We start from the raw sequence: 19,578 nt of genomic DNA, 5'->3' as shown, positions 1-19,578 counted from the left end.
CAAGGACGCGAGCGTCTAGTTCGGAAGCGGTACGGCCGGCGGCCCCTGGGCGAGGAGCACCTCGTGCGGGGGCCGCTGCGTCGTGGCCCACAGGTCGCGGGGTCTGGGTCGGCTCCGGTCAGCGGTAGTCCGGGTTCTCGAAGTCGTAGCGACACCCGGCGTCCCAGCCCGCGCGCTGGTTGCCGTAGGCCGGCATCCCGCCCGCGTCCTTGAGCATTCGGGCCAGGTGCATCAGGTTCCAGGTCATGAACGTGGTGTTGCGGTTGGTGAAGTCGTTCTCCGGGCCGCCCGAGCCGGGGTCCAGGTAGGACGCCCCCGGCCCGACCTCGCCGATCCAGCCGGCGTCCGCCTGCGGCGGGACGACGTAGCCCAGGTGCTGGAGGCTGTACAGCACGTTCATCGCACAGTGCTTGACGCCGTCCTCGTTGCCGGTGATCAGGCAACCGCCGACCCGCCCGTAGTACGCGTATTGCCCGGCGTCGTTGAGCAGGCTGGAGCACGCGTACAGCCGCTCCACCACCCGCTTGAGCACCGAGCTGTTGTCGCCCAGCCAGATCGGCCCGGCCAGCACCAGGATGTCCGCGGCCAGCACCCGCTCGTACAGCGCGGGCCACTCGTCGCCGGGCCAGCCCCGGTCGCTCATGTCCGGCCACACGCCGGTGGCGATCTCGTGGTCGACCGCGCGGATCTGATCGACCACGATGCCGTGTCGGGTCATGATGCCGCGGCTGAGGTCCACGAGTCCCTGGGTGTTGCTGACCTCGGGTGAGCGCTTGAGCGTGCAGTTGACGAACAGCGCCCGCAGGTCGTCGTAGCGGGCGGGCGGTGGTCCGTTGTCGGTCATCCGAGGCTCCCGGGGGTGTCCGTCGATGGGTACCGGGACAGCGTCTCCCGGCCGCGCCGCGATCGCCGGTACATCCGCCCCGAGTCGCCGCCGGCCGAGATCCCGATCCGGCATCTTCCGCCCGGATCTGCGCGCGCCGGTTGATCAAGCCGGCCCGGTGGTCTTGGATGGCCGGGTAACACAGGTGTATGACGCGTATCGCACTGGTGACTCGGGGGTTACACCATGACGACCGACTTCGACTCGATAATCAACCCGGGGATGCCCCGGCTGACCAGAAGTCCCTACGCCGCGACGAACACGCCCAACCCGCGCCCGGGTTGCGCGCCGCAGGCGCCGGACGTGCACGTCGAGCCCGGCACGCTCGACTCCGCCGCCGGCCGACTGCGGGAGATCGCGGGCGACTTCCGTACGACCGGCCTCAAGGGCGTCACCGCGCTGGAGCCGGTGTCCAAGGCACTGGCCGGCTTCGATCTGGCCAAGGCGCTGGACGGTGCCCACACCGCCTGGCACGACCGCACCATCGCGGTGGCCGACACGCTCGCCGGCCGGGCGGGCAATCTGAACAGCACGGCGAGCAACTGGCGCGCCACCGAGAAAACCGTCTGCACGACGTTCGGAGGCTGACCCGTGGTCGACTTCATCCATCTGCGCGATGTCGACCTGGGCACGCTGACCACCGCCGCCGAGGTCTGGGCGACGCTGCCCGACCGCATGCACACCCAGCACGGCGACGTGGACCGCGAGGTGATCTCCCCGCTCGCGGGCGGCGCCTGGAAGGGCTCCGAGGCGAACACCGGAATCGGTGAACTGCGCACCATGTCCGGCCAGATCGAGGACGCGCACACCGAGGCGGCGGCGCTGCGCACGGTGCTGCTGGACGCTGCGAGCGACCTCAAGACCGCGAAGGAACACCTGACCAAGGCGATCGCCGACGCGGTCGACCAGAAGCTGACCGTGGACGACAGCGGCGGCGTGCACTGGACGGCGCCGCCGTACGCCCGCAACCTGCCGCCGGACGACTACGACGCGGCGGTCAAACCGCTCAAGGAGGCGGCGCAGGGCATCTCGGACCGGATCGGCAAGGCGCTGACCGAGGCCACCGCCGCCGACCAGCGGGCCGCGTTCGCGTTGAACGCGGACACCCGGGGCGCGGACCCGAAGAAGTTCAACGGCAACGCGGTCGGCGCGGGTCCGGCCCAGGACGCCCGCCGGGCGACCGATCTGGCCAACCGGCTGATGATGCTCAGTCCGGCCGAGCGTGGCGAACTGCGCAACCTGCTTGCCGCCAATGCCGACGACCCGGCGTTCAGCACACCGTTCCTGAACCAGCAGGGCCCGCGCGGCACCCTGTGGTTGGCGGGCATGATCGCCAAGTTGGGCGCGGGCAGCGACGTGCCCAAGGATCAGCAGGAGGATCTCAAGGCCATCCAGGCCGATCTGGGCCGGGTGTTGGCCGCCGGGACCGGCAAGGGGCCCGGGCCGCACGTCGATCAGAATTGGATCGACGAACTCAAGCGGGCCGGCCGGGAGAAGACCGACATCGGGCTGTATTCGTTTCAGCCCTACGGATACCAACTCCTGGGCACGTTGCTGGACACCGGTCATCAGGACACCGATTTCCTGCGCCAGATCGGGCAGGACATGCGTGCCATGGAGCGGGACGATCCTGCGGTATGGCTCAAGAACACCCCGTCGGGTGCGATGTACAACGGGTTCCGGCTCGACATCACCGACGGGCACGGCGCGGGGCTCGACCCGATGACCGGCCTGATGGCCGCGTTCGGCAACAACCCGGAGGCCGCGAAGGAGTTCTTCGATCCGGCCAAGCACCCGGGCGAGGTCGCCTACATGCTCAAGGACCGGCACTGGCTGATGGACTGGGACGGCGCCGGACCGATTCCCGAGGGCTACAACCCGCCCGGCTACGACGAGTTGGGGCGCGCGTTGGAGGCCGCGGCCACCGGCCAGGTGCCCACCGGCGGTTACGGTCTGCCCGGCGGCGCCCACCCCGTGCACGACGAGACGATGAAGCAGATCATGCGCGACACCGTCTCGGTGCTGGGCGGAGAGGACGGGAAACAGGGCAAGTTCCCGGCGATCATGCGCGACAGCGTGGGCAACATGGTCGCGTCGTACATGGGCGACGGGGTGTACGACCAACTCGTGGCCAAGGACGGCCAGAACGGGTCGATGTTCCACGACCAGGACCTGATGCGGGTGATCACCGCCGCCGGCACCGACCCCGAGGCGTTCGCGGTGATGCACGGCGCGACCGTCAACCACGCCGCCGACGTGCTGGCCCAGCACCCGGTGGTCAAGGTGCCGGGTGCGCTGCCGGCCATGGACGTCGAGGCCCGGCAGGCGTTCAACGCGCTGGGGACCATGGACGGGCTGCGCGACGAGTCGATCGTCGCGGCGCGCGAGGCGGGGGTCACCGAGGCGACCTGGAACCGCAAGTTCCAGTACCTCACGAGTGCGCAGATCCTCAGCTACATCCCGCACGTCGGCATCCCCGCCGGTCGGATGATGGACTGGTACACCGCGCACGCGCTGGCCGCGGACACCGCCGGGCTCGAACACGGTTCGGGGCTCAGTCGCACCGAGAACTACTGGAGCGGCTGGTCGAGTTCGAAGGCGATGGCGGAGGAGTACGCGCGGGCGAACAACGCCAGCCCGGAGGAGATCGCCGACCTCGCCGAGGACCGTCGGTCCAACGCGATGGACGTCGCGCCGCGCCGGCTCGGGCGCAAGTAGGCCGAACGGGCCCGTCCCGCGTGGGGTGCACCCGCGCGGGACGGGTACGGCGGCGACGGCGCCCGGTCGACCGGGCGCCGTCGGCTACCGAGCGCCCCCGCCGGCGAGCACCCGCCGCTCGGCAACGGCCGCACGACGCCCGCCGGTTCCGTCGACGCGCAGGTGTGGGCGGGTCCAGGGGCGGTCGTCGGCCAGGTGTGCGGCCTCGGCCGCGCGCCACAGCCGCCAGAACCAGGCCAGTTCGGGGCCGTCCCGATCGAGGGTGCGCGCGGCGGCGAGCGCGGCGGGTGTGTCGACCCGGATCCGCAGCGCCGTCACCGGGCCGAGTTCGCGCCGAGCCGCGCCGACCCCCTCCAGGATCAACACCGGCGCGGCCGGCACCTCGCTGTAGCCGCTGACCCGATAGGCGGCCCAGTCGTAGGTGTCGCAGCGGGCCGCCGCACCCCGGGCGAGCGGTTCGAGCAGTTGCGCGCGCAGGCGCGGCAGCCAGCCGAAGAAGTCCCCGGGTCGGGCGAAGTCGTCCAGCCGCACCACGGGCGCTCCACCGGATCGCGCGGCGATGGCGTCGGCCAGCGTGCTCTTGCCCGAACCGCCGATGCCGTCCACCGCGACCAGCCGGGTCCGACCCACCGACGGCGGCAGCACGACGGCACGCGCCGCGATGCGCGCGGCCGTCCCGTCCCGGTCCCGATCCGCCCCTGCGATGGACATCGGCGCAGCCTACCGCCCGATTCGCCCGGTTCCGGGAGTGGGGTGGGGCGCGGGGAGGTGCGGCTGCGCGGTGCCTCCCGACGCGGTGGTGTGCACGCGATCATGGAGTCATGACCAAGCGTGCGTCCTCCCGTCGTCCCGCCGCGGCGACGTTGGCCGGGGTCCTGGACCTGATCGAGCCCGGCATCCTCGACGTCGTGGTCGCGCCGCGCGGAACCGAGGTGCCGGTGAGCGGGGTCGCCCTGTACGACCTCGGCGACGAACCCGCCGACGGCACGGCGCTCGCCGGGGCGATCCTGCTCGCGGTCGGCGTGGACCCGCACGGGCCCGGCGCGGTGGAGGCGGTGCGGGCGGCCCGGCGCGCGGGGGCGAGCGCGCTGGTGCTCCGACGCGGGGCGGCCGGCCCGGACCCCGCCGGGCCCGTGGACCCCGCCGTGCCCGCGGCCGCCGCAGCCGGCGGAATCGCCGTGCTCACCCGGCGGCCGGGACGCGGGTGGACCGACGTGCTGGGCCTGCTGCGCAACGCCTGCGCGCAGAGCAGCCCGTCCGAACTCGCCGCGGTCGACAGCCTGCGCCCGGGCGACCTGTCCGGCCTGGCCAACACGCTCGCCGATCTGGTCGGCGGGGCGATCACGATCGAGGATCCGCAGTCGCGGGTGCTGGCCTACTCCCGGATGGACCACGAGCCGGATCCGATGCGCCGGGCGACCATCCTGAACCAGGAGGTGCCGCGCTGGCGCGTCGCCGAACTGCGCGAGAGCGGCTTCTTCCGCACCCTGTGGGCCACCGACGACGTGGTCCGGCTGCCCGCCGACGACCGCTACGCGGAACGGCTGGCGATCGCGGTCCGGGACGGGGGCGAGGTGCTCGGGTCGATCTGGGCCGCGGCCGACGGGCACCCGCTCGCGCCGGACGCGGTGGCGGCGCTGCGTACCGCCGCCCGGGCGGCCCGGCCGCACCTGGTCCACCACGAGACCCGCGGTCGCGAGGAGGCGCGTCGTCGGGAGGAGGCGGTGCACACGTTGCTGACCGGGGGCGCGGGTGCGGAACGGGCGGCCCGGACGCTGGGGGTGCACCCGGATCGACCGTACGCGGTGATCGTGGTCGAGGCGTACGAGCGCCACCCGACGCGGGCCGCGGCCGATGCGCCCACGCCCGCCGAGCAGCGGGTGCTCGACGTGCTCGCGTTGCAGGCGGCGGCGCTTCGTCCGGGGTGTGTGACCGCGCGGGCCGGGCGACGGTTGTTCGTGCTGACGCCGGCGGGCGAGGCGCCCGCCGACCCGGCGCGCGACCTGGTCGCCACGGCCCGGTCGGTGCCGGGCACGGTGGTCTTCGCCGGGGTCGGCCCGCTCGCCCATCGGCCGGCGGAGTTGCCCGGTGCGCGCGAGGAGGCCGAGATCGTGGTGCGGGTGCTGCGCGAGCGGGCGGCGGCGGCCGGGGTGTCCGTGTCGGCGTCGGCGCTGTCGGTCGACGTGGTGTCGGAGGCGGCCCTGGTGCGCCTGTTGGACCGGGTCGAGCCGCTGTGGCCGATGGCCGGACCGGTGCACGCGATGGTCGAACACGACCGGCTGCACGGATCGGAGTACTCCGCCTCGGTCGGCGCCTACCTGGCCGCCTTCGGCGACACCCCGGCCGCCGCGCGCGGGTTGAGCGTGCACCCGAACACTCTGCGCTACCGGCTGCGCCGGGCCCGGGAGCTCTTCGGGGTGGACCTGGACGACCCCACGGGCCGCCTGCTCGCCGACATCGGGCTGCGCCTGGCCCACCGTGCGCACGAATGAGGCTCGGGGCCCGACCGGCGCATTCCATGATCATTTTCTTGTCACGACACACGATCGATGCCTCCGCCTTTGGTCGCCCACGACGCTGACGCCCGCTCTCGCCCGGATCCAAGCTGTGCATGCGACTCGAACGGGTCGCGAACACTTGAGAACTTCGAGGTGTGGTGCACGTGACTTCCGCAGTGGCCCGACGGCGTCGATCGGCTCGACAGGCGGCCCTGGCCCGAGTCGTCGAGCAGGGCCTGCTGGGCCCCGGGCAGCCCCTGGTGGGCCTGCTGGACGTGGACGGCATCCGGGCCTCGGTCGCCGCGCTGACGGCGGCCTTCGGCGACACGCCCGTACTGCACACCTTCGCCGCCAAGGCTTGCGGCCTGGTCCCGGTCCTGCGCCTGCTCGCCGACGCGGGGATGGGCTGCGAGGTCGCCTCGCCGGGCGAACTGGAGCAGGCCCTGGCCGCCGGATTCACCCCCGAGCGGCTCGTCCTGGACAGTCCGGCCAAAACCGTCGAGGAGCTGCGCCACGCCCTCGCGCACGGCATCGCCGTCAACGTCGACAACTTCCAGGAACTGGCCCGCATCGACGCGATCGTGGCCGAGCGCCCGCCCGCCGGACCGATCGGGATCCGGGTCAATCCGCAGGTCGGCGCCGGCGCGATCGGCGCGATGAGCACCGCGACCAGCACCTCCAAGTTCGGCATCGCGCTGCGCGACCCGGGAGCCGTCGAAGCCGTGGTCGAGGCGTTCGCCCGCCGGCCGTGGCTGAACCGGCTGCACGCGCACGTCGGCTCCCAGGGCTGCCCGCTGTCGCTGATCGCCGCCGGCCTGCGCGCCACCCACGAACTGGCCGAGCACATCAACACCGTCCTGGGCCGCCGACAGATCACCGGCCTGGACATCGGCGGCGGCCTGCCGGTGAACTTCGCCGGCGACGAGGACGACCCGACCTTCACCGACTACGTCGCCGAACTGCGCGCGGCCGTGCCCGAACTCCTGGACGGCCGCTACCAACTGGTCACCGAGTTCGGCCGCTCCCTGCTCGCCAAGAACGGCACGATCGCCTCGCTGGTGGAATACACCAAGAGCGCCGGCGGCCGACGGATCGCGATCACCCACGCGGGCGCACAGGTGGCCACCCGTACGGTGTTCATGCCCCAGGCGTGGCCGCTGCGGGTGGGCGCCTTCGACGCGCACGGCCGGCCCAAGAACGCACCGCAGGAGATCCAGGACGTCGCCGGCCCGTGCTGCTTCGCCGGCGACCTGACCGCCGTCGGCCGCGCCCTGCCGCTGCTCGAACCGGGCGACGTCGTCGCGCTGTACGACACCGGCGCCTACTACTTCTCGTCCCACTTCGCCTACAACTCGCTGCCCCGACCGGCCGTGTACGGCTACCGCGTGGTGGACGACACGGTGCACCTGGCCACCGTCCGCGAGGCGCAGACCGTGCGCGAGGTGGTCCGGGAGAGCGGCGCGGCGCAGGTGCACGCCCTGGTGGACCTGTTGGCCACGAACTCCTCGGGGAACGAGTCCGAGCCCGACCGTCCCGACCCCGAGGAGGTGGCGGTATGACCCGCGTGCTGATCTCCGCCGACATGGAAGGCGCCACCGGCACGGTGCTGCCGGCCGACGTGACCGCCGGCAACCCGCGCTACGAACGTTTCCGGCGCCTGCTCACCGGCGACGTCAACGCGGCCGTGGCCGGCTTCCTGGACGGCGGTGCCGACGAGGTGATCGTCAACGACGCGCACTGCGGCATGGACAACGTGCTCCTGGAGGAACTCGACCCGCGCGCGCTGCTCATCGTCGGCCGCAACAAACCCCTCGGCATGCTCCAGGGGCTCGAACTCGGCGTGGACGCACTGGCGTTCGTCGGCTACCACACCGGCGCGGGCGAGGCCGGCGTGCTCGCCCACACCTACCTCTCGCACAGCGTGCTCGCCGTCCGCGTCGACGGGCGCCCGGTCGACGAGGGAAGCTTCAACGCGCTCGTCGCGGCCGAGGCCGGGGTCCCGGTGGTGCTGGTCACCGGTGACGACCCGACCTGCGCCCGGGCCGCCCGCTACGCCCCGGGCTGCCGCACGGTCACGGTCAAGACGGCCATCTCCCGCCACGCGGCGATCTGTCGCACCCCCGCGGCGACGGCGACCGACATCCGCCGCGAGGCCGCCGCCGCGTTGGCGGTCCCGCCGGCGCGGCCCACCGCGAAGCCGGCCGCCCCGCACGTGGTCGAGGTCGACCTGGACAGCCCCTACCTCGCCGAACGCGCGAGCGCGGCGGCCGGGGTCGACGTCGTCGGCCCGCGCACCGTCCGGCTGGACGCCCCCGACGCCCGCGAGGCGCTGCGCCGGTTCCGGGCCCTGACCTGGGTGATCGGCGCCGGCCGCGAGGGCGACTGGACCTGACCGGCCCCTCCCCCGGGCCATCGCCCGAACCGGCGCGCCGCCACACTCCGGGGCCGCCGTCTCCCCCTGCCTCCCCCGTTCCCCGCCATGCAGGAGTCTCCATGTCGCAACCCACACCCCCGACCGGGCAACCCCGACTCAGCCGTTCGCTCCGCAACCGACACATGGCCATGATCGCGATCGGCGGGGCGATCGGGGCCGGTCTGTTCGTCGGCAGCGGCAGCGTGATCAAGACCGCCGGCCCGGCCGCGATCGTGTCCTACTGTCTCGCCGGCGCACTGGTGTTGTGCACGATGCGGATGCTCGGCGAGATGGTCGTCGCCAGGCCGTCCTCGGGCTCGTTCTCGGACTACGCGCGCACCGCCATCGGGCCCTGGGCGGGCTTCACGATCGGCTGGCTGTACTGGTACTACTACGTGGTCATCGTGGCCGTCGAGGCGGTCGCGGGCGCCGCGATCCTGCACGCCTGGCTCGACCTGCCGCTGTGGGTGCTGGCGATGGCCCTGATGGCGGTGATGACCGCGACGAACCTGCTGTCGGTGAAGTCCTTCGGCGAGTTCGAGTTCTGGTTCTCCTCGGTCAAGGTCGCCGCGATCATCGCCTTCCTCGTCGTCGGCGGTCTGCACGTGTTCGGCGCGTGGCCGGGGAGTTCGTTCGACTTCGCCAACCTCACCTCGCACGGCGGTTTCGCGCCGAACGGCTTCACCTCGATCTTCTCCGCCATCGTCGTGGTCATCTTCGCCTTCGGCGGCGCCGAGATCGTCACGATCGCCGCCGCCGAGAGCAAGGAGCCCGAGCGTTCGGTGGCGCGGGCCACGACCGGCATCATCTGGCGGATCATCCTGTTCTACGTCGGCTCGATCTTCCTCGTCGTCACGATCGTCCCGTGGGACGGCGCCGAGGTGCTGGCCAGCCCGTACGTCGCCGCGTGGGACATCATCGGCCTGCCCGGCGCGGGCACCGTGATGGACGTGGTGATCCTCACCGCGGTGCTCAGCGTGCTCAACTCGTCGGTGTACGTGTCCTCGCGCATGCTCTTCGCGTTGGCCTCGCACGGCGACGCCCCCAAGTGGTCGGTCAAGACCAGCAGGCGCAACGTCCCGGTGCGGGCGATCCTGGCCGGTACGGTCGTCGGCTGGGTCTCGGTATTGCTCGCCTACCTGTCGCCGGACACCGTGTTCACCTATCTGGTCAACTCCTCCGGCGCGATCGCCATCTTCATGTACATCATGATCGGCGCCTCGCAACTGCGGATGCGGCGCCGGTTGGAGCGTGAGGCTCCGGAGCGACTGACCCTGAAGATGTGGCTGTTCCCCTATCTCACCTGGATCGTGATGGCGGGCTTCGTCGCCGTGCTCGTGGCGATGGCGGTCATCGACGACCAGCGCACCCAACTGTTCACCAGCCTGGGCAGCCTCGCGGTCGTGCTCGTCGCGTACGCGATACGCCGGACCCACGGGCCGCGCCCCGGCGGATCGGGTGACTCCCGAGGCGCGCGAGCCGTCCCGGAAGCCGTCTCCACCCCGTAGCCCGCGGCCCACTCTCCTCGCCGACGCCCTGGACACATCCATGCCCGGGACTTGTACATTTGTACTTGTACATCTGTACCACTCGGAGGGGAGAGGGCCGTGGCCTGGTTGTTCCTGGGGTTGGCGATCTCGTGTGAGGTGATCGCGACCAGCCTGCTCAAGAGCACGGACGGGTTCACCAGGTTGTGGCCGACCGTGACGTGTCTGGCCGGATACGCGGGGGCGTTCTACCTGTTGACGCTGTCGTTGCGGCAGTTGCAGGTGGGCACCGCGTACGCGATCTGGTCCGGGCTCGGGACCGTGGCGATCGCGCTGGTCGGGGCGGTGTTCCTGAACGAGCCGGTGACGCTGCTCAAGGCGTTCGGGATGGCGCTGGTGATCGCGGGCGTGGTGGTGCTGAACCTGGGCGGTGCGCATTGACCACGACCCGCGATCCCGAGGGGCGCCGGCTGCGGATCGTGCGCGGCGCGTGCGAGGTGATCGCCGAGGTGGGGGTGGGCAACACCACGCATCGGCTGGTCGCGGCCCGGGCCGGCGTGCCGCTGGGGGCGACCACGTACTACTTCGCGTCGCTCGACGACCTGGTCGCGGCGGCCCTCGCGCACGCGTCGAGCGAGACGGTGGCGCTGTTGGCGCAGTGGGTGCGCCGAACCCGCGATGCCGAGGACCTGCCGGAGGTGCTCACCGCCCTCACCGCCGAATACCTCGCGGACCGCCCGCGCGCGCTGGTGGAATACGAGTTGTACCTGGCGGCGGCCCGCAGCCCACAACTGCGCGGGTTCGCCGTGGCGTGGGTCGAGGGGGTCGGCGACTTCCTGTCCGCCCGGGTCGGCGCGCAGGCGGCCGCGGCGGCGCTGGCGGTGTTGGACGGCACCATGTTGCAGGTGCTCACGCTGGGCACTGATCTGGACGAGGCACAACTGCGCTGGTCGTTGGCACGGGTCCTGGCCGCGCCCCCGTCGTAGTCGGCCGGCCGGCCCGGTGCGGTAGGGTCGGCGACAGCGAAGGGGAGTAGCCCCGCAAACCGGTCGTCGACATGCTGGAGTCCTCGGACTCCCGGTGGCCGGGCCCGTGCTCCAGGCGGGCGGGCGAGACCTTCGGCCAGGTACCGACGCATCCGCGTTCCACGCGGCTGCACCCGTCGTGCCGGGCCGAGTGGTCCTCCGGTCGCCGAGCGGCGCCTTCGTGAAGACCCGGAGGCCCGGCTCTCGCAGAAAGCCACCCGGATGCACCTCGACCCTCTGGCGATCCTGACCGCCTTCGGGCTGATCTTCCTCGCCGAGCTCCCGGACAAGACGATGTTCGCGTCGCTTGCCATGGGCACCCGCATGCGACCGCTCTACGTCTGGTTCGGCACCTCGACCGCGTTCGTCGTGCACGTCGCGATCGCCGTCGGCGCGGGCGGTCTGCTCGGCCTGCTGCCCGGCTGGATCGTCAAGCTCGTCTCCGCCGCACTGTTCGGCTTCGGCGCCTTCATGTTGTTGCGCGGCGGGGCGGGGGACGACGACGAGGACGCCGCGGGCAAGACCGTGACCGGGTTCTGGCCGGTCTTCTCCACCGCGTTCATGGCCGTGTTCATCAGCGAATGGGGCGACCTCACCCAGATCACCACCGCCAACCTGGCGGCCACCAACGGCACCTGGTCCACCGCGATCGGCTCGGCCGCGGCGCTGATGTCGGTCTCCGCGCTGGCGCTGCTCGCGGGACGGTTCATCGCCAAGCGGGTCCCGTTGCAGACGGTGCAGCGGATCGGCGGCGTGTGCATGCTCGGACTGGCGATCTGGTCCCTGGTGGAGGCGTTCACGGGCTGAGCGGCGCGACGCGGCATGCGCGTCCGGCCCCGATGCGCCCGGCCTGCGCCCGGTCAGCCGGACGACGGCGTGGGCGGCAAGGGCATCAGGGACGCGCGCGGACGATCGGGTCCGGGACCGCTTCCGGGCCGAAGACCGCGATCCGGGTCGGCACGTCCTCGGCGGAGTCCGCTTGCACGGTCGGCGGCATCCGACGCAGCGTGCTGATCCGGGCCCGGCCCGCCACGGTCTGCGCGGCGAGCGGCCGGGTGAACAGTCGCGGTACCAGGGCGATCAGCGCCAGGACCGACACCGTGGCGCAGCCCGGCGAACCGGTCATCCCTTCGGCGACGCCGAAGCCGATGCCGAGGAACAGGACGACACACAGGCCGCAGGTGCCACGCGGGTCGACGTCCCGCTCACTCGGCAGCAGGCCGTCCTGTTCCAACCGGGTCCGCGCCGGTCGCCATCCGGCGGTCGGCCCGATCAGGGCGGTTCGGGCCGCGCCCACCGCGTCGAAGGCGGTGCGCTCGACCGGGTCGAACCGCCGGCGAGCAGCGCGATCTCCCGGAAGTCGAGAACGCGCTCGGCGGTGGCCGGCGCCGCGCGCCTGCGCAACCGGTACGCCCGCCCGAACCGGAGCAGCCAGGCAACCACGAACCAGCCGAGGCAGGCCGCGGACACGAGCAGGTACCACCGGGCCTGGCCCGCCGGGAGGGACCAGTGGGTCGGGTCCCGGCCGGCCTGCCCGTTCGTCGACCCCCGCGCCGTTCCTGCGGCGATGCCCTCGCGCACTGCGCGATCATGCCCACACCCCCGGTATTCGCGATCGGCGGCGCGGCGCCGCGCCCGTGCGCACCACGGTGCCGCCTCGTCGCCGGCGCGTCCGGTGGAACCCCCTCGCACCTTGCTTCGCGAACCGGCCGAAATGTGATGTAGGCCGCATGGATAAAACGGACATAAATTACTTAGCCGACTTCGGGTGGTAATTCATTTTCCGCACCCCGGCATGAATCTCGATTATTTTCCGTGACCGAATGATCACGCCACTCTCCGAGATATCCCCTCGTCATGAGTGGTGCATCGACCGGTGGGCCGGCCGAGATGTCGCACTTATTCCGCCTTTACACCGGAGGCAAACTCGGCGTTTCGGTTGTGATCCGGCATCCGTATTGCCTACCTTTCTCGCCGATTCACCTTTCGGGTGAACCCTGTCGCCGGTACGCCGAATCCCGTCGCCGGCAGCGGGAGGTCTACATCGAAGAATCCGACGGGAGCGGGGGAACCAGGTGAATCGCCGTGGCCGGGATCGTTCCGGTGACGGCTAGGGGTGAAGTCGCGTGTTGCGCGACCGGGCTGCTCCAGTCCGAATCCGACAGCTCACCTCGTAGGCGACAGGAGAGGACCCCATTTCATGCTGTCCGCAAACGCTCGTCATCGCGCCGCTCGACCCACCAACGTCCGCCGCTTCGTAGCGGCGGTGGGCATCGCCGGCATGGGTGTCGTGATCCCGGTCGCCACTGCCGGTACGGCCCACGCGCAGGCCCCCTCCACCTCCGAGCAGGCCCCCTCCGGCGCCTCCGCCGTGCTGTCGGCGGTCCCGACCGCCGCGGTCGAGGCCGCCCCGGTCCAAGCCGCACCCGCCGCGCCGGAGACCGCCGCGCCCGCCGACAAGGCCGGCTACGTGGTCAAGGCCGGCGACACGCTGTTCGGGCTCGCCCAGACCAACCAGGTCACCGGCGGCTGGCAGAGCCTGTACGAGATCAACCGCGATGTGCTCCTGTCCGGCCCGGACCTGATCCGGATCGGCCAGACCCTCCGGCTGACCGGCTCGGCCCCCGTGCTCTCCAAGGCCGCCGCGCCGGCCCAGCCGAGCATCAAGGTGCAGCCGAAGACCGGCGTCACGCCCGGCAAGACCACCCCCAAGCCGGCGAGCAAGCCGTCCGCCGACGTGTCGGTCAAGCCCGCCGCCAAGACCCCCGCCAAGCCCGCCACCGGCGGCTCGAAGGGCAACCAGGCGCCGAGTGGCGGCTCGTCCACCGCGTCGAGCAGCAAGGCCGCCCAGGCCGTGGCCTTCGCCAAGGCGCAGATCGGCAAGCCGTACGTGTACGGCGCCACCGGCCCGAACGCCTACGACTGCTCGGGTCTGGTCCAGGCCGCGTACAAGTCGGCCGGCATCTCGCTGCCGCGCGTGACCAACGACCAGTTCGCCGCCGACCCGCACGTGTCGATCGCCAACCTGCAGCCCGGCGACCTGGTGTTCTTCTACTCGGGCATCAGCCACGTCGGCATCTACATCGGCGACGGCAAGATGGTGCACGCCGCGAACTCGCGCAAGCCGGTCGAGATCTCCTCGATCAACACCATGCCGATCGCGGGCGCCACGCGTCCTTCTTGATCGACCCGCCGAGGCCGACGCCTCGCCGTCACGCCCCGGCAACACACCGGCGCCGTGCCCCTCGACCACCACCGAGGCGCACGGCGCCACACGTGTCCCACCCCAGACACCTGAACCACACCCGAACCGGCCCCACAAGCCCGATCCGCCCCTCCGACCCGAACAAAACCCATCGACCCGACCACCGTCCAACCCCAAGCCCACCGCCCGAGCCAAGCGCTCCAGCCCACCCGGCCTTCGACGCCAAACCCTCCGCCCAAGCCGGCCCCATCAGCCCGGCCGGCACCCGAGGCGAAACCCTCCGCCCGAGCCAACCCCTTCAGCCCGGCCGGCGTTTGAGGCCAAGCCCTCCACCCGAGCCGGCCCCTTCAGTCCCGCCGGCGCCCGAGGCGAAACCCTCCGCCCAAGCCGGCCCCATCAGCCCGGCCGGCGTTTGAGGCCAAGCTCTTCAGCCCGGCAGGCGTTTGAGGCCAAGCCGTCCAGCCCGGCCGGCGCGTTGAGGCCGGCCCCATCAGCCCGGCCGGCGTTTGAGGCCACTTTTCAAGCCCGGCCGGCGTTTGAGGCCAAGTCGGCGGATCCCGGAGACCGCAGCAACACCTCCGCGGCCAGCGAGACCGCCCCACGAAGCGCCGCATCCTGCAGGAACCGCGCCCGCACGACCACCGGCGGAAACGGCACAGCCACCCGCGCCCGCGCCCGAATCGCCCCCAGCACACGCGAAGCGGAGCGCATCAGCCCACCCGTCACCGCGATCCGCTGCACGTCGAGCGTGAGCGCCAAGTTGGCTACGTGTACCGCCAGTTCGTCCAACGCCTCGTCGACCAGCGTGCGCACCTGCGGATCCGGATCGGTGAACAGCGCGGCGGCGTCCACCTCGCGGCCGAGCAGTTCGCTGCCCCGCGCACCCAGCCCGATGCCCGAGACGTACTCCTCCAACGGCGCGTGCCCGGCCCCGAATCCGGTGTCGCCCCGCCCCCGCAGCAGGTAGCCGATCTCGCCGGCCGCGCCGTTCGCGCCGCCGAGCACCCGCCCGCCCAGCACGATCGCGGCGGCGATCCCGGTGCCGACGGTGAGCAGGATCGCCGGGTCCGCGCCGCGCAACGCGCCCCAGCGGTATTCGGCCAACGCCGCGGCCTTGGCGTCGTTGCCGACGGCGACCCGTTCCGGCTCCAGGCCCAGCCCCTCGCACAGCGTCGTGGCCAGTGCCAGGTCCTGCCAGCCCGGCACGTTGGGCGCGAGCAGGATCCGGTCGGGCAGCACGATGCCGGGACTGACCGCGCCGACCGCCACGCACCGTCCGCCGGTGGTCGCGGCGGTGTGCGCGACCAGTTCGCGGGTGGCCGCCATCGCACGCCGAACCGCCTGGACCGCGCCCTCGCGGGCCTCGGTGATCAGCCGCTCGCTCGCCAGTATCGTGCCGTCCGGCCGCGCGGTGGCCAGCGCGATCTTGGTGCCGCCGAAGTCGATGCCGCAGACGAAGTCCTTGCCCGCGCCCGCGCCGGAGCAGACGAATGCCTGCTCCGGCGCGGGCGCGGAGTCCGGAGCACCGGGGGTCCGGTCTCGGTGCAGCGCCGTCATACGGGCTCCGCGACGTTGCCACCGGCACCCGAACCGGCCGACTCCGCACCGGCGGACTTCGCGTCGCGGTCGGACCGGTTCAGGTACACCTCGGAGATCTCGCGTGGCCCGAACGGCCAGGTCCGCTCCACCTTGGCCCACACCAGGAACGCGACGCAGCCCAGCGCCACCCACGCCAGCGCCCACTCGATCGGGTGGCGTCCGGGCGAGTTCTTGTCGGCGTAGCAGAAGATCGCGATCCAACCGACCAGCGAGACCAGGGCCGGTACCGGATACAGCCACATCCGATACGGGCGGTCCAGGCCGGGTTGCCGGCGCCGCAGCACGATCAGCGCGGCGACCTGGGAGGCCGCCTGCACGATCACCATCACCGCGGTGAGCAGCACGATGATCGTGTTGAAGTCGGTGTGGTTGCCGATCAGGAAGCCCGCCGCGGTCACCACGCCCATGGTGAGCAGGCCCACCGTCGGGAAGCGGTGTCGCGGGTGCAGACGGGCGAACTGTTTGAAGAACACCCGGTCGCGGGCCGCGTCGTAGGGCACCCGCGAGCCCCCGAGCAGGCCGGCGAACACGGACGCGAAGGCGGTGATCAGGATCAGTACCGTCACCGTCTTGGCCGCGCCCTTGCCCCACGCCTCCTCCAGGACCAGCGAACCGATCGAGGAAGAACCGGAGATGGTGTCGGTGTCGGTGACCCCGAGCACGCCGATCTGCATGATCAGGTAGATCCCCATGATGCCGACGATGGAGTAGACGATCGAACGGGGCAGCACCCGGCCGGGGTTCTTGATCTCGGCGCCGAGGTAGGCGGTGGTGTTGTAGCCGAGGTAGTCGTAGATACCGATGTTGAGGCCGCCCACGAAGGCCAGCCAGAAGCCGGTGGTGCCCAGGTCGAACGCGCCGTCCGGGTAGCTGAAGGCCAGGTCCGCGTCGAAGTTCGTGTAGCACGCGATGATCACCGCGCCGACGCTGATCAGCATCACCACCCACATGATCGTGCTCAGCAGGCCGATCGACTCGATCCTGCGCCACAACAGCAGGACCACCAGGAGCACGATGCCGACCCCGACCAGGTCGCCCTGGGTCTGCGACATCGAGGGCCACAGGTATTGCAGGTACTGCACCATGCCCAGCACGCCGGTGGACATGATCAGCGGGATGAACAGGATCGCGGTCCAGACGAACAGGAACGGCATCAGCCGGCCGGTCCGGTACTGGAACGCCTCGCGCAGGTAGATGTACGTACCGCCGGCGCCGGGCATCGCGGCGCCGAGTTCGGCCCAGATCAGCCCGTCGGCGAGGGCGAGCAGCGCGCCGGCGAGGAAGCCGAGGACGGCCTGCGGGCCGCCGAACGTGCCCACCATCAGTGGGATGGTGACGAACGGACCGATGCCGCACATCTGACTCATGTTGATCGCGGTCGCCTGGAACAGGCCGATCCGGCGGACGAATCCGCCGTCCGGCGTGGTCGCTCTTGGGCCGGCGCTCACCGTGAACCTCCAGAACAGGGGACACCCGGGGGACACCGGGTGTCGGAACGGGGGTGCGGAGGAAGGGACTTCGTGGTTCGACCCGGCCCGCGGCGGCACCGGTTTGTAAAGTAAAATTCCTTAACTAATCCCCGTCAAGGGTGCGTCGGGATCCGGCCCACATCTTTGCCCTTCCATGGCCGTTACAGTGGCGCGAGCACCTCGACACCCCGACGGAGACCCGATGACCGCAGGTGGGATCCCACCGGAAAACGACCTGCCCGCCGTGGCGCACTGGAACCGGGGCGTGCTGCGCAGCATCAACGAGCGCGTACTCCTCGACCGGGTACGCGCCGCAGCGCCCATCTCGCGCGCCCAACTCGCCCGCGACACCGGCCTGTCCAAGCCCACCGTGTCCACCGCGCTGGACGCACTGGAACGCGCCGGACTGGTGCGCCCGGTGGGTCTGGAAACCGGTGCGCGCGGTCGGGCCGCGCTGCTGTACGAGCCCGATCCGACCGCGGGCTACGTCGTCGGCATCGACGTCGGGCGGTCCTGGATCCGGGTCGCGGTCGCCGACCTGGACGGGCGAATGCTGGCCCGGCAGGACCGGCACAACCGGGCCCGGACCTCGGCGACCATGCTGGCCACCGCAACCGACCTGGCACAGACCGTGGTGGCCGACGCGGGCCTGGCACCAACCGCCGTGGTGCACACGGTGATCGGCTGTCCGGGCGTGTACGACCGGGCGGCCGACCGGATCCGCTACGCGGTCAACCTGCCCGGATGGGGTCGCCCGGGGTTGCGCGGGCGGATGGAGAGCGCGCTGGGCACCACCGTGGACATCGTCAACGACGCCAACCTCGCGGCGCTGGGCGAGTACCACAGCGGGGCCGGCGTGGGCTGCCCGCTGTTCGTCTACGTCACCGTCGGGACCGGCCTGGGCATGGGTATCGTCGCCGACGGGCGGCTGTTCCCCGGGGCCTCGGGCGCGGCCGGCGAGATCGGCTTCCTGCCGCTGTCGCCGCGGCCCTCGGACCGGGTGGGGCACGGGGCGAGCGCGCCGGTACCGCGCCGCGGCATGCTGGAGGACGCGGTCTCGGCCGACGCCGTGGTGCGCGGCGCACGGGCGTTGGGCATGACCGGACCGCTCACCGCCAAGGGCGTCTTCGACGCGGCGCGCCGCGGGGTGGAGCCGGCCGCGAGCGCGGTGCGGCACGAGGCACAGCGGCTGGCCCACGTGGTGGCCGCGGTCACCGCGGTGCTCGATCCCGAACTCGTGGTGCTGGGCGGCGGGATCGGCGCGAACGCCGATCTGCTGATGGGTCCGATGACCACCGCGCTGCACGAACTCACCCCGCTGCGGCCCCGGGTGGCGGCGAGCGGCCTGGGCGAGGAGGCGGTCCTGGTGGGCGCGGTCGCCACGGCGGTGTCCACGGCCCGGGAGCGGGTCTTCGCCCACCACACGATGGCCCAGGGGTGAGTCGCGGTCACCCCCGGGTGGGCGCCGAGCGGCGGGCCACCTCGCCGATTCGGCCGATCAGCCCGCGCAACACCCGGGCCTGGTCCGGGTCGGCGCCCGCGAGTCGCTCGTGCAACAGCGCGGGCAGGCCCGACCAGGTGCCGTCGGCGGACCAACGGCGGTGCCGGGCGTAGACCGTGCGCCACGGGCCGAATCGCACGGGCAGGTCACACCACCGGGTGCCGGTCCGAAAGCGGAACAGCACGCCGTCGACCACCTGTCGGTGATCGCGCCATCGGCCGCCCGGGCGGCCGGGGTCCGGGAGCAGCGGGGCGAGCAACTCCCATTCACAGTCGTCGAGTTCGTCGTGTGCACCGACCACCGCCAAGACGATCAGCCGGTCCGCCGCGGGGCTGGGGTGCGACGCGCCACCGGCGCGTTCACCAGCGCGTTCACCCGCACCGCCGGCGCCGTCGCCGTTGCCGTCGCCGAGCAGGTTGGCCCGGCCCCAGGCGCCCAGCGGGCGCAGCGCCTCGTTCAGCGAGGTGCCGAGCGGGGTGAGCGAGTACTCCACGCGCAGCGGCAGTTCGGCGTACTCCTCGCGGTGCACGATGCCGTCCGCTTCCAACTCGCGCAGGTGCGAAGCGAGCACCTTCTCGGTGACTCCCGGCACCAGTCTGCGCAATTCGCCGAATCGGCACGGGTGTTCGTCCAGTGCCCACAGGATCAGCACCTTCCACTTCCCGCCCACCACGTCCATCGCCGCGTCGGTGCCGCAGACATACGCCCCGGGCCTGCGTGCGCTCGCCATGTCCGTCCTCGCCCGTCCTCTCGATGCTGCTCCCCCGGCCCCTGGGTACC

The 19,578-nt window shown here is 71.9% G+C and carries 17 protein-coding genes, 2 pseudogenes and 1 riboswitch; of the genes and pseudogenes, 11 read left to right on the top strand and 8 right to left on the bottom strand.

Translation table 11 applies throughout. The features are described from left to right. Positions 1-118 precede the first annotated feature (118 nt). Positions 119-844 (bottom strand): flavodoxin family protein, encoded by a 726-nt coding sequence (locus tag ABZ374_RS15545; protein WP_360311053.1) that lies wholly within the window; start codon positions 842-844, stop codon positions 119-121. Positions 845-1,069: 225 nt separating this feature from the next. On the opposite strand from ABZ374_RS15545, the gene ABZ374_RS15540 reads away from it, so the two are divergent. Further along, a complete protein-coding gene (locus tag ABZ374_RS15540) occupies positions 1,070-1,471 on the top strand; it encodes a hypothetical protein (protein WP_360311051.1) in 402 nt (133 codons plus the stop codon). 3 nt (positions 1,472-1,474) lie between these two features. Beyond that, a complete protein-coding gene (locus tag ABZ374_RS15535) occupies positions 1,475-3,601 on the top strand; it encodes a DUF6571 family protein (RefSeq protein WP_360311049.1) in 2,127 nt (708 codons plus the stop codon). 84 nt (positions 3,602-3,685) lie between these two features. Here ABZ374_RS15535 and ABZ374_RS15530 read toward each other — a convergent pair whose 3' ends face one another. Next, the gene (locus ABZ374_RS15530; protein ID WP_360311047.1) at positions 3,686-4,312 is read right to left on the bottom strand and encodes a hypothetical protein; all 627 of its coding nucleotides are present in this window, start codon (positions 4,310-4,312) and stop codon (positions 3,686-3,688) included. 110 nt (positions 4,313-4,422) lie between these two features. Between ABZ374_RS15530 and ABZ374_RS15525 the strand changes: the two genes are divergently transcribed. The 7 genes from ABZ374_RS15525 to ABZ374_RS15495 all read left to right on the top strand — a co-directional run bounded on the left by ABZ374_RS15525 (position 4,423) and on the right by ABZ374_RS15495 (position 11,831). Then, positions 4,423-6,093 (top strand): helix-turn-helix domain-containing protein, encoded by a 1,671-nt coding sequence (locus tag ABZ374_RS15525; protein WP_360311045.1) that lies wholly within the window; start codon positions 4,423-4,425, stop codon positions 6,091-6,093. A gap of 170 nt (positions 6,094-6,263) precedes the next feature. Continuing rightward, positions 6,264-7,658, top strand: coding sequence for a diaminopimelate decarboxylase (locus ABZ374_RS15520; RefSeq protein WP_360311043.1), 1,395 nt, complete (start codon positions 6,264-6,266; stop codon positions 7,656-7,658). Further along, positions 7,655-8,491 (top strand): M55 family metallopeptidase, encoded by an 837-nt coding sequence (locus ABZ374_RS15515; protein ID WP_360311041.1) that lies wholly within the window; start codon positions 7,655-7,657, stop codon positions 8,489-8,491. The genes ABZ374_RS15520 and ABZ374_RS15515 overlap by 4 nt, the downstream gene beginning before the upstream one ends. A 101-nt stretch (positions 8,492-8,592) precedes the next feature. After that, entirely contained in the window at positions 8,593-10,020 is a 1,428-nt protein-coding gene (locus ABZ374_RS15510; RefSeq protein ID WP_360311039.1) for an amino acid permease, read from the top strand. A 99-nt stretch (positions 10,021-10,119) separates the two neighbouring features. Continuing rightward, entirely contained in the window at positions 10,120-10,440 is a 321-nt protein-coding gene (locus tag ABZ374_RS15505; RefSeq protein WP_360311037.1) for a multidrug efflux SMR transporter, read from the top strand. Next, positions 10,437-10,985, top strand: coding sequence for a TetR family transcriptional regulator (locus tag ABZ374_RS15500; RefSeq protein ID WP_360311035.1), 549 nt, complete (start codon positions 10,437-10,439; stop codon positions 10,983-10,985). Before ABZ374_RS15505 ends, ABZ374_RS15500 begins: the two co-directional genes overlap by 4 nt. A gap of 261 nt (positions 10,986-11,246) precedes the next feature. Beyond that, positions 11,247-11,831, top strand: a complete 585-nt coding sequence (locus ABZ374_RS15495; protein WP_360311033.1) for a TMEM165/GDT1 family protein — start codon at positions 11,247-11,249, stop codon at positions 11,829-11,831. 85 nt (positions 11,832-11,916) lie between these two features. On the opposite strand, the gene ABZ374_RS15490 is transcribed toward ABZ374_RS15495, so the two are convergent. Beyond that, the gene (locus ABZ374_RS15490; protein WP_360311031.1) at positions 11,917-12,321 is read right to left on the bottom strand and encodes a hypothetical protein; all 405 of its coding nucleotides are present in this window, start codon (positions 12,319-12,321) and stop codon (positions 11,917-11,919) included. Beyond that, positions 12,297-12,605, bottom strand: a complete 309-nt coding sequence (locus ABZ374_RS15485) for a hypothetical protein (RefSeq protein WP_360311029.1) — start codon at positions 12,603-12,605, stop codon at positions 12,297-12,299. Before ABZ374_RS15485 ends, ABZ374_RS15490 begins: the two co-directional genes overlap by 25 nt. A 418-nt stretch (positions 12,606-13,023) precedes the next feature. Next, a riboswitch (cyclic di-AMP (ydaO/yuaA leader) is annotated at positions 13,024-13,218 on the top strand. Between the two features lie 6 nt (positions 13,219-13,224). On the opposite strand from ABZ374_RS15485, the gene ABZ374_RS15480 reads away from it, so the two are divergent. After that, positions 13,225-14,208, top strand: a complete 984-nt coding sequence (locus tag ABZ374_RS15480) for an NlpC/P60 family protein (RefSeq protein ID WP_360311027.1) — start codon at positions 13,225-13,227, stop codon at positions 14,206-14,208. A 540-nt stretch (positions 14,209-14,748) separates the two neighbouring features. Here ABZ374_RS15480 and ABZ374_RS15475 read toward each other — a convergent pair. Beyond that, entirely contained in the window at positions 14,749-15,786 is a 1,038-nt protein-coding gene (locus ABZ374_RS15475) for an ROK family protein (RefSeq protein ID WP_360311025.1), read from the bottom strand. Next, positions 15,783-17,276: an APC family permease gene (locus ABZ374_RS15470; protein ID WP_360311023.1), complete on the bottom strand. Its 1,494-nt coding sequence runs from the start codon at positions 17,274-17,276 to the stop codon at positions 15,783-15,785. Before ABZ374_RS15470 ends, ABZ374_RS15475 begins: the two co-directional genes overlap by 4 nt. A gap of 223 nt (positions 17,277-17,499) precedes the next feature. On the opposite strand from ABZ374_RS15470, the gene ABZ374_RS15465 reads away from it, so the two are divergent. Then, the gene (locus ABZ374_RS15465; protein ID WP_360311021.1) at positions 17,500-18,738 is read left to right on the top strand and encodes an ROK family transcriptional regulator; all 1,239 of its coding nucleotides are present in this window, start codon (positions 17,500-17,502) and stop codon (positions 18,736-18,738) included. Positions 18,739-18,871: 133 nt separating this feature from the next. Here the strand turns inward: ABZ374_RS15465 and ABZ374_RS15460 are convergent. Both ABZ374_RS15460 and ABZ374_RS15455 read right to left on the bottom strand, forming a co-directional pair. Beyond that, positions 18,872-19,099 (bottom strand): annotated as a pseudogene (locus ABZ374_RS15460) (transposase); the annotation flags it as partial. 111 nt (positions 19,100-19,210) lie between these two features. Further along, positions 19,211-19,528 (bottom strand): annotated as a pseudogene (locus tag ABZ374_RS15455) (helix-turn-helix domain-containing protein); the annotation flags it as partial. Positions 19,529-19,578 lie beyond the last annotated feature (50 nt).

Source organism: Embleya sp. NPDC005971, assembly GCF_040629175.1.
GTDB lineage: Bacteria > Actinomycetota > Actinomycetes > Streptomycetales > Streptomycetaceae > Embleya.
This window is presented reverse-complemented; position numbering and strand designations above follow the sequence as displayed.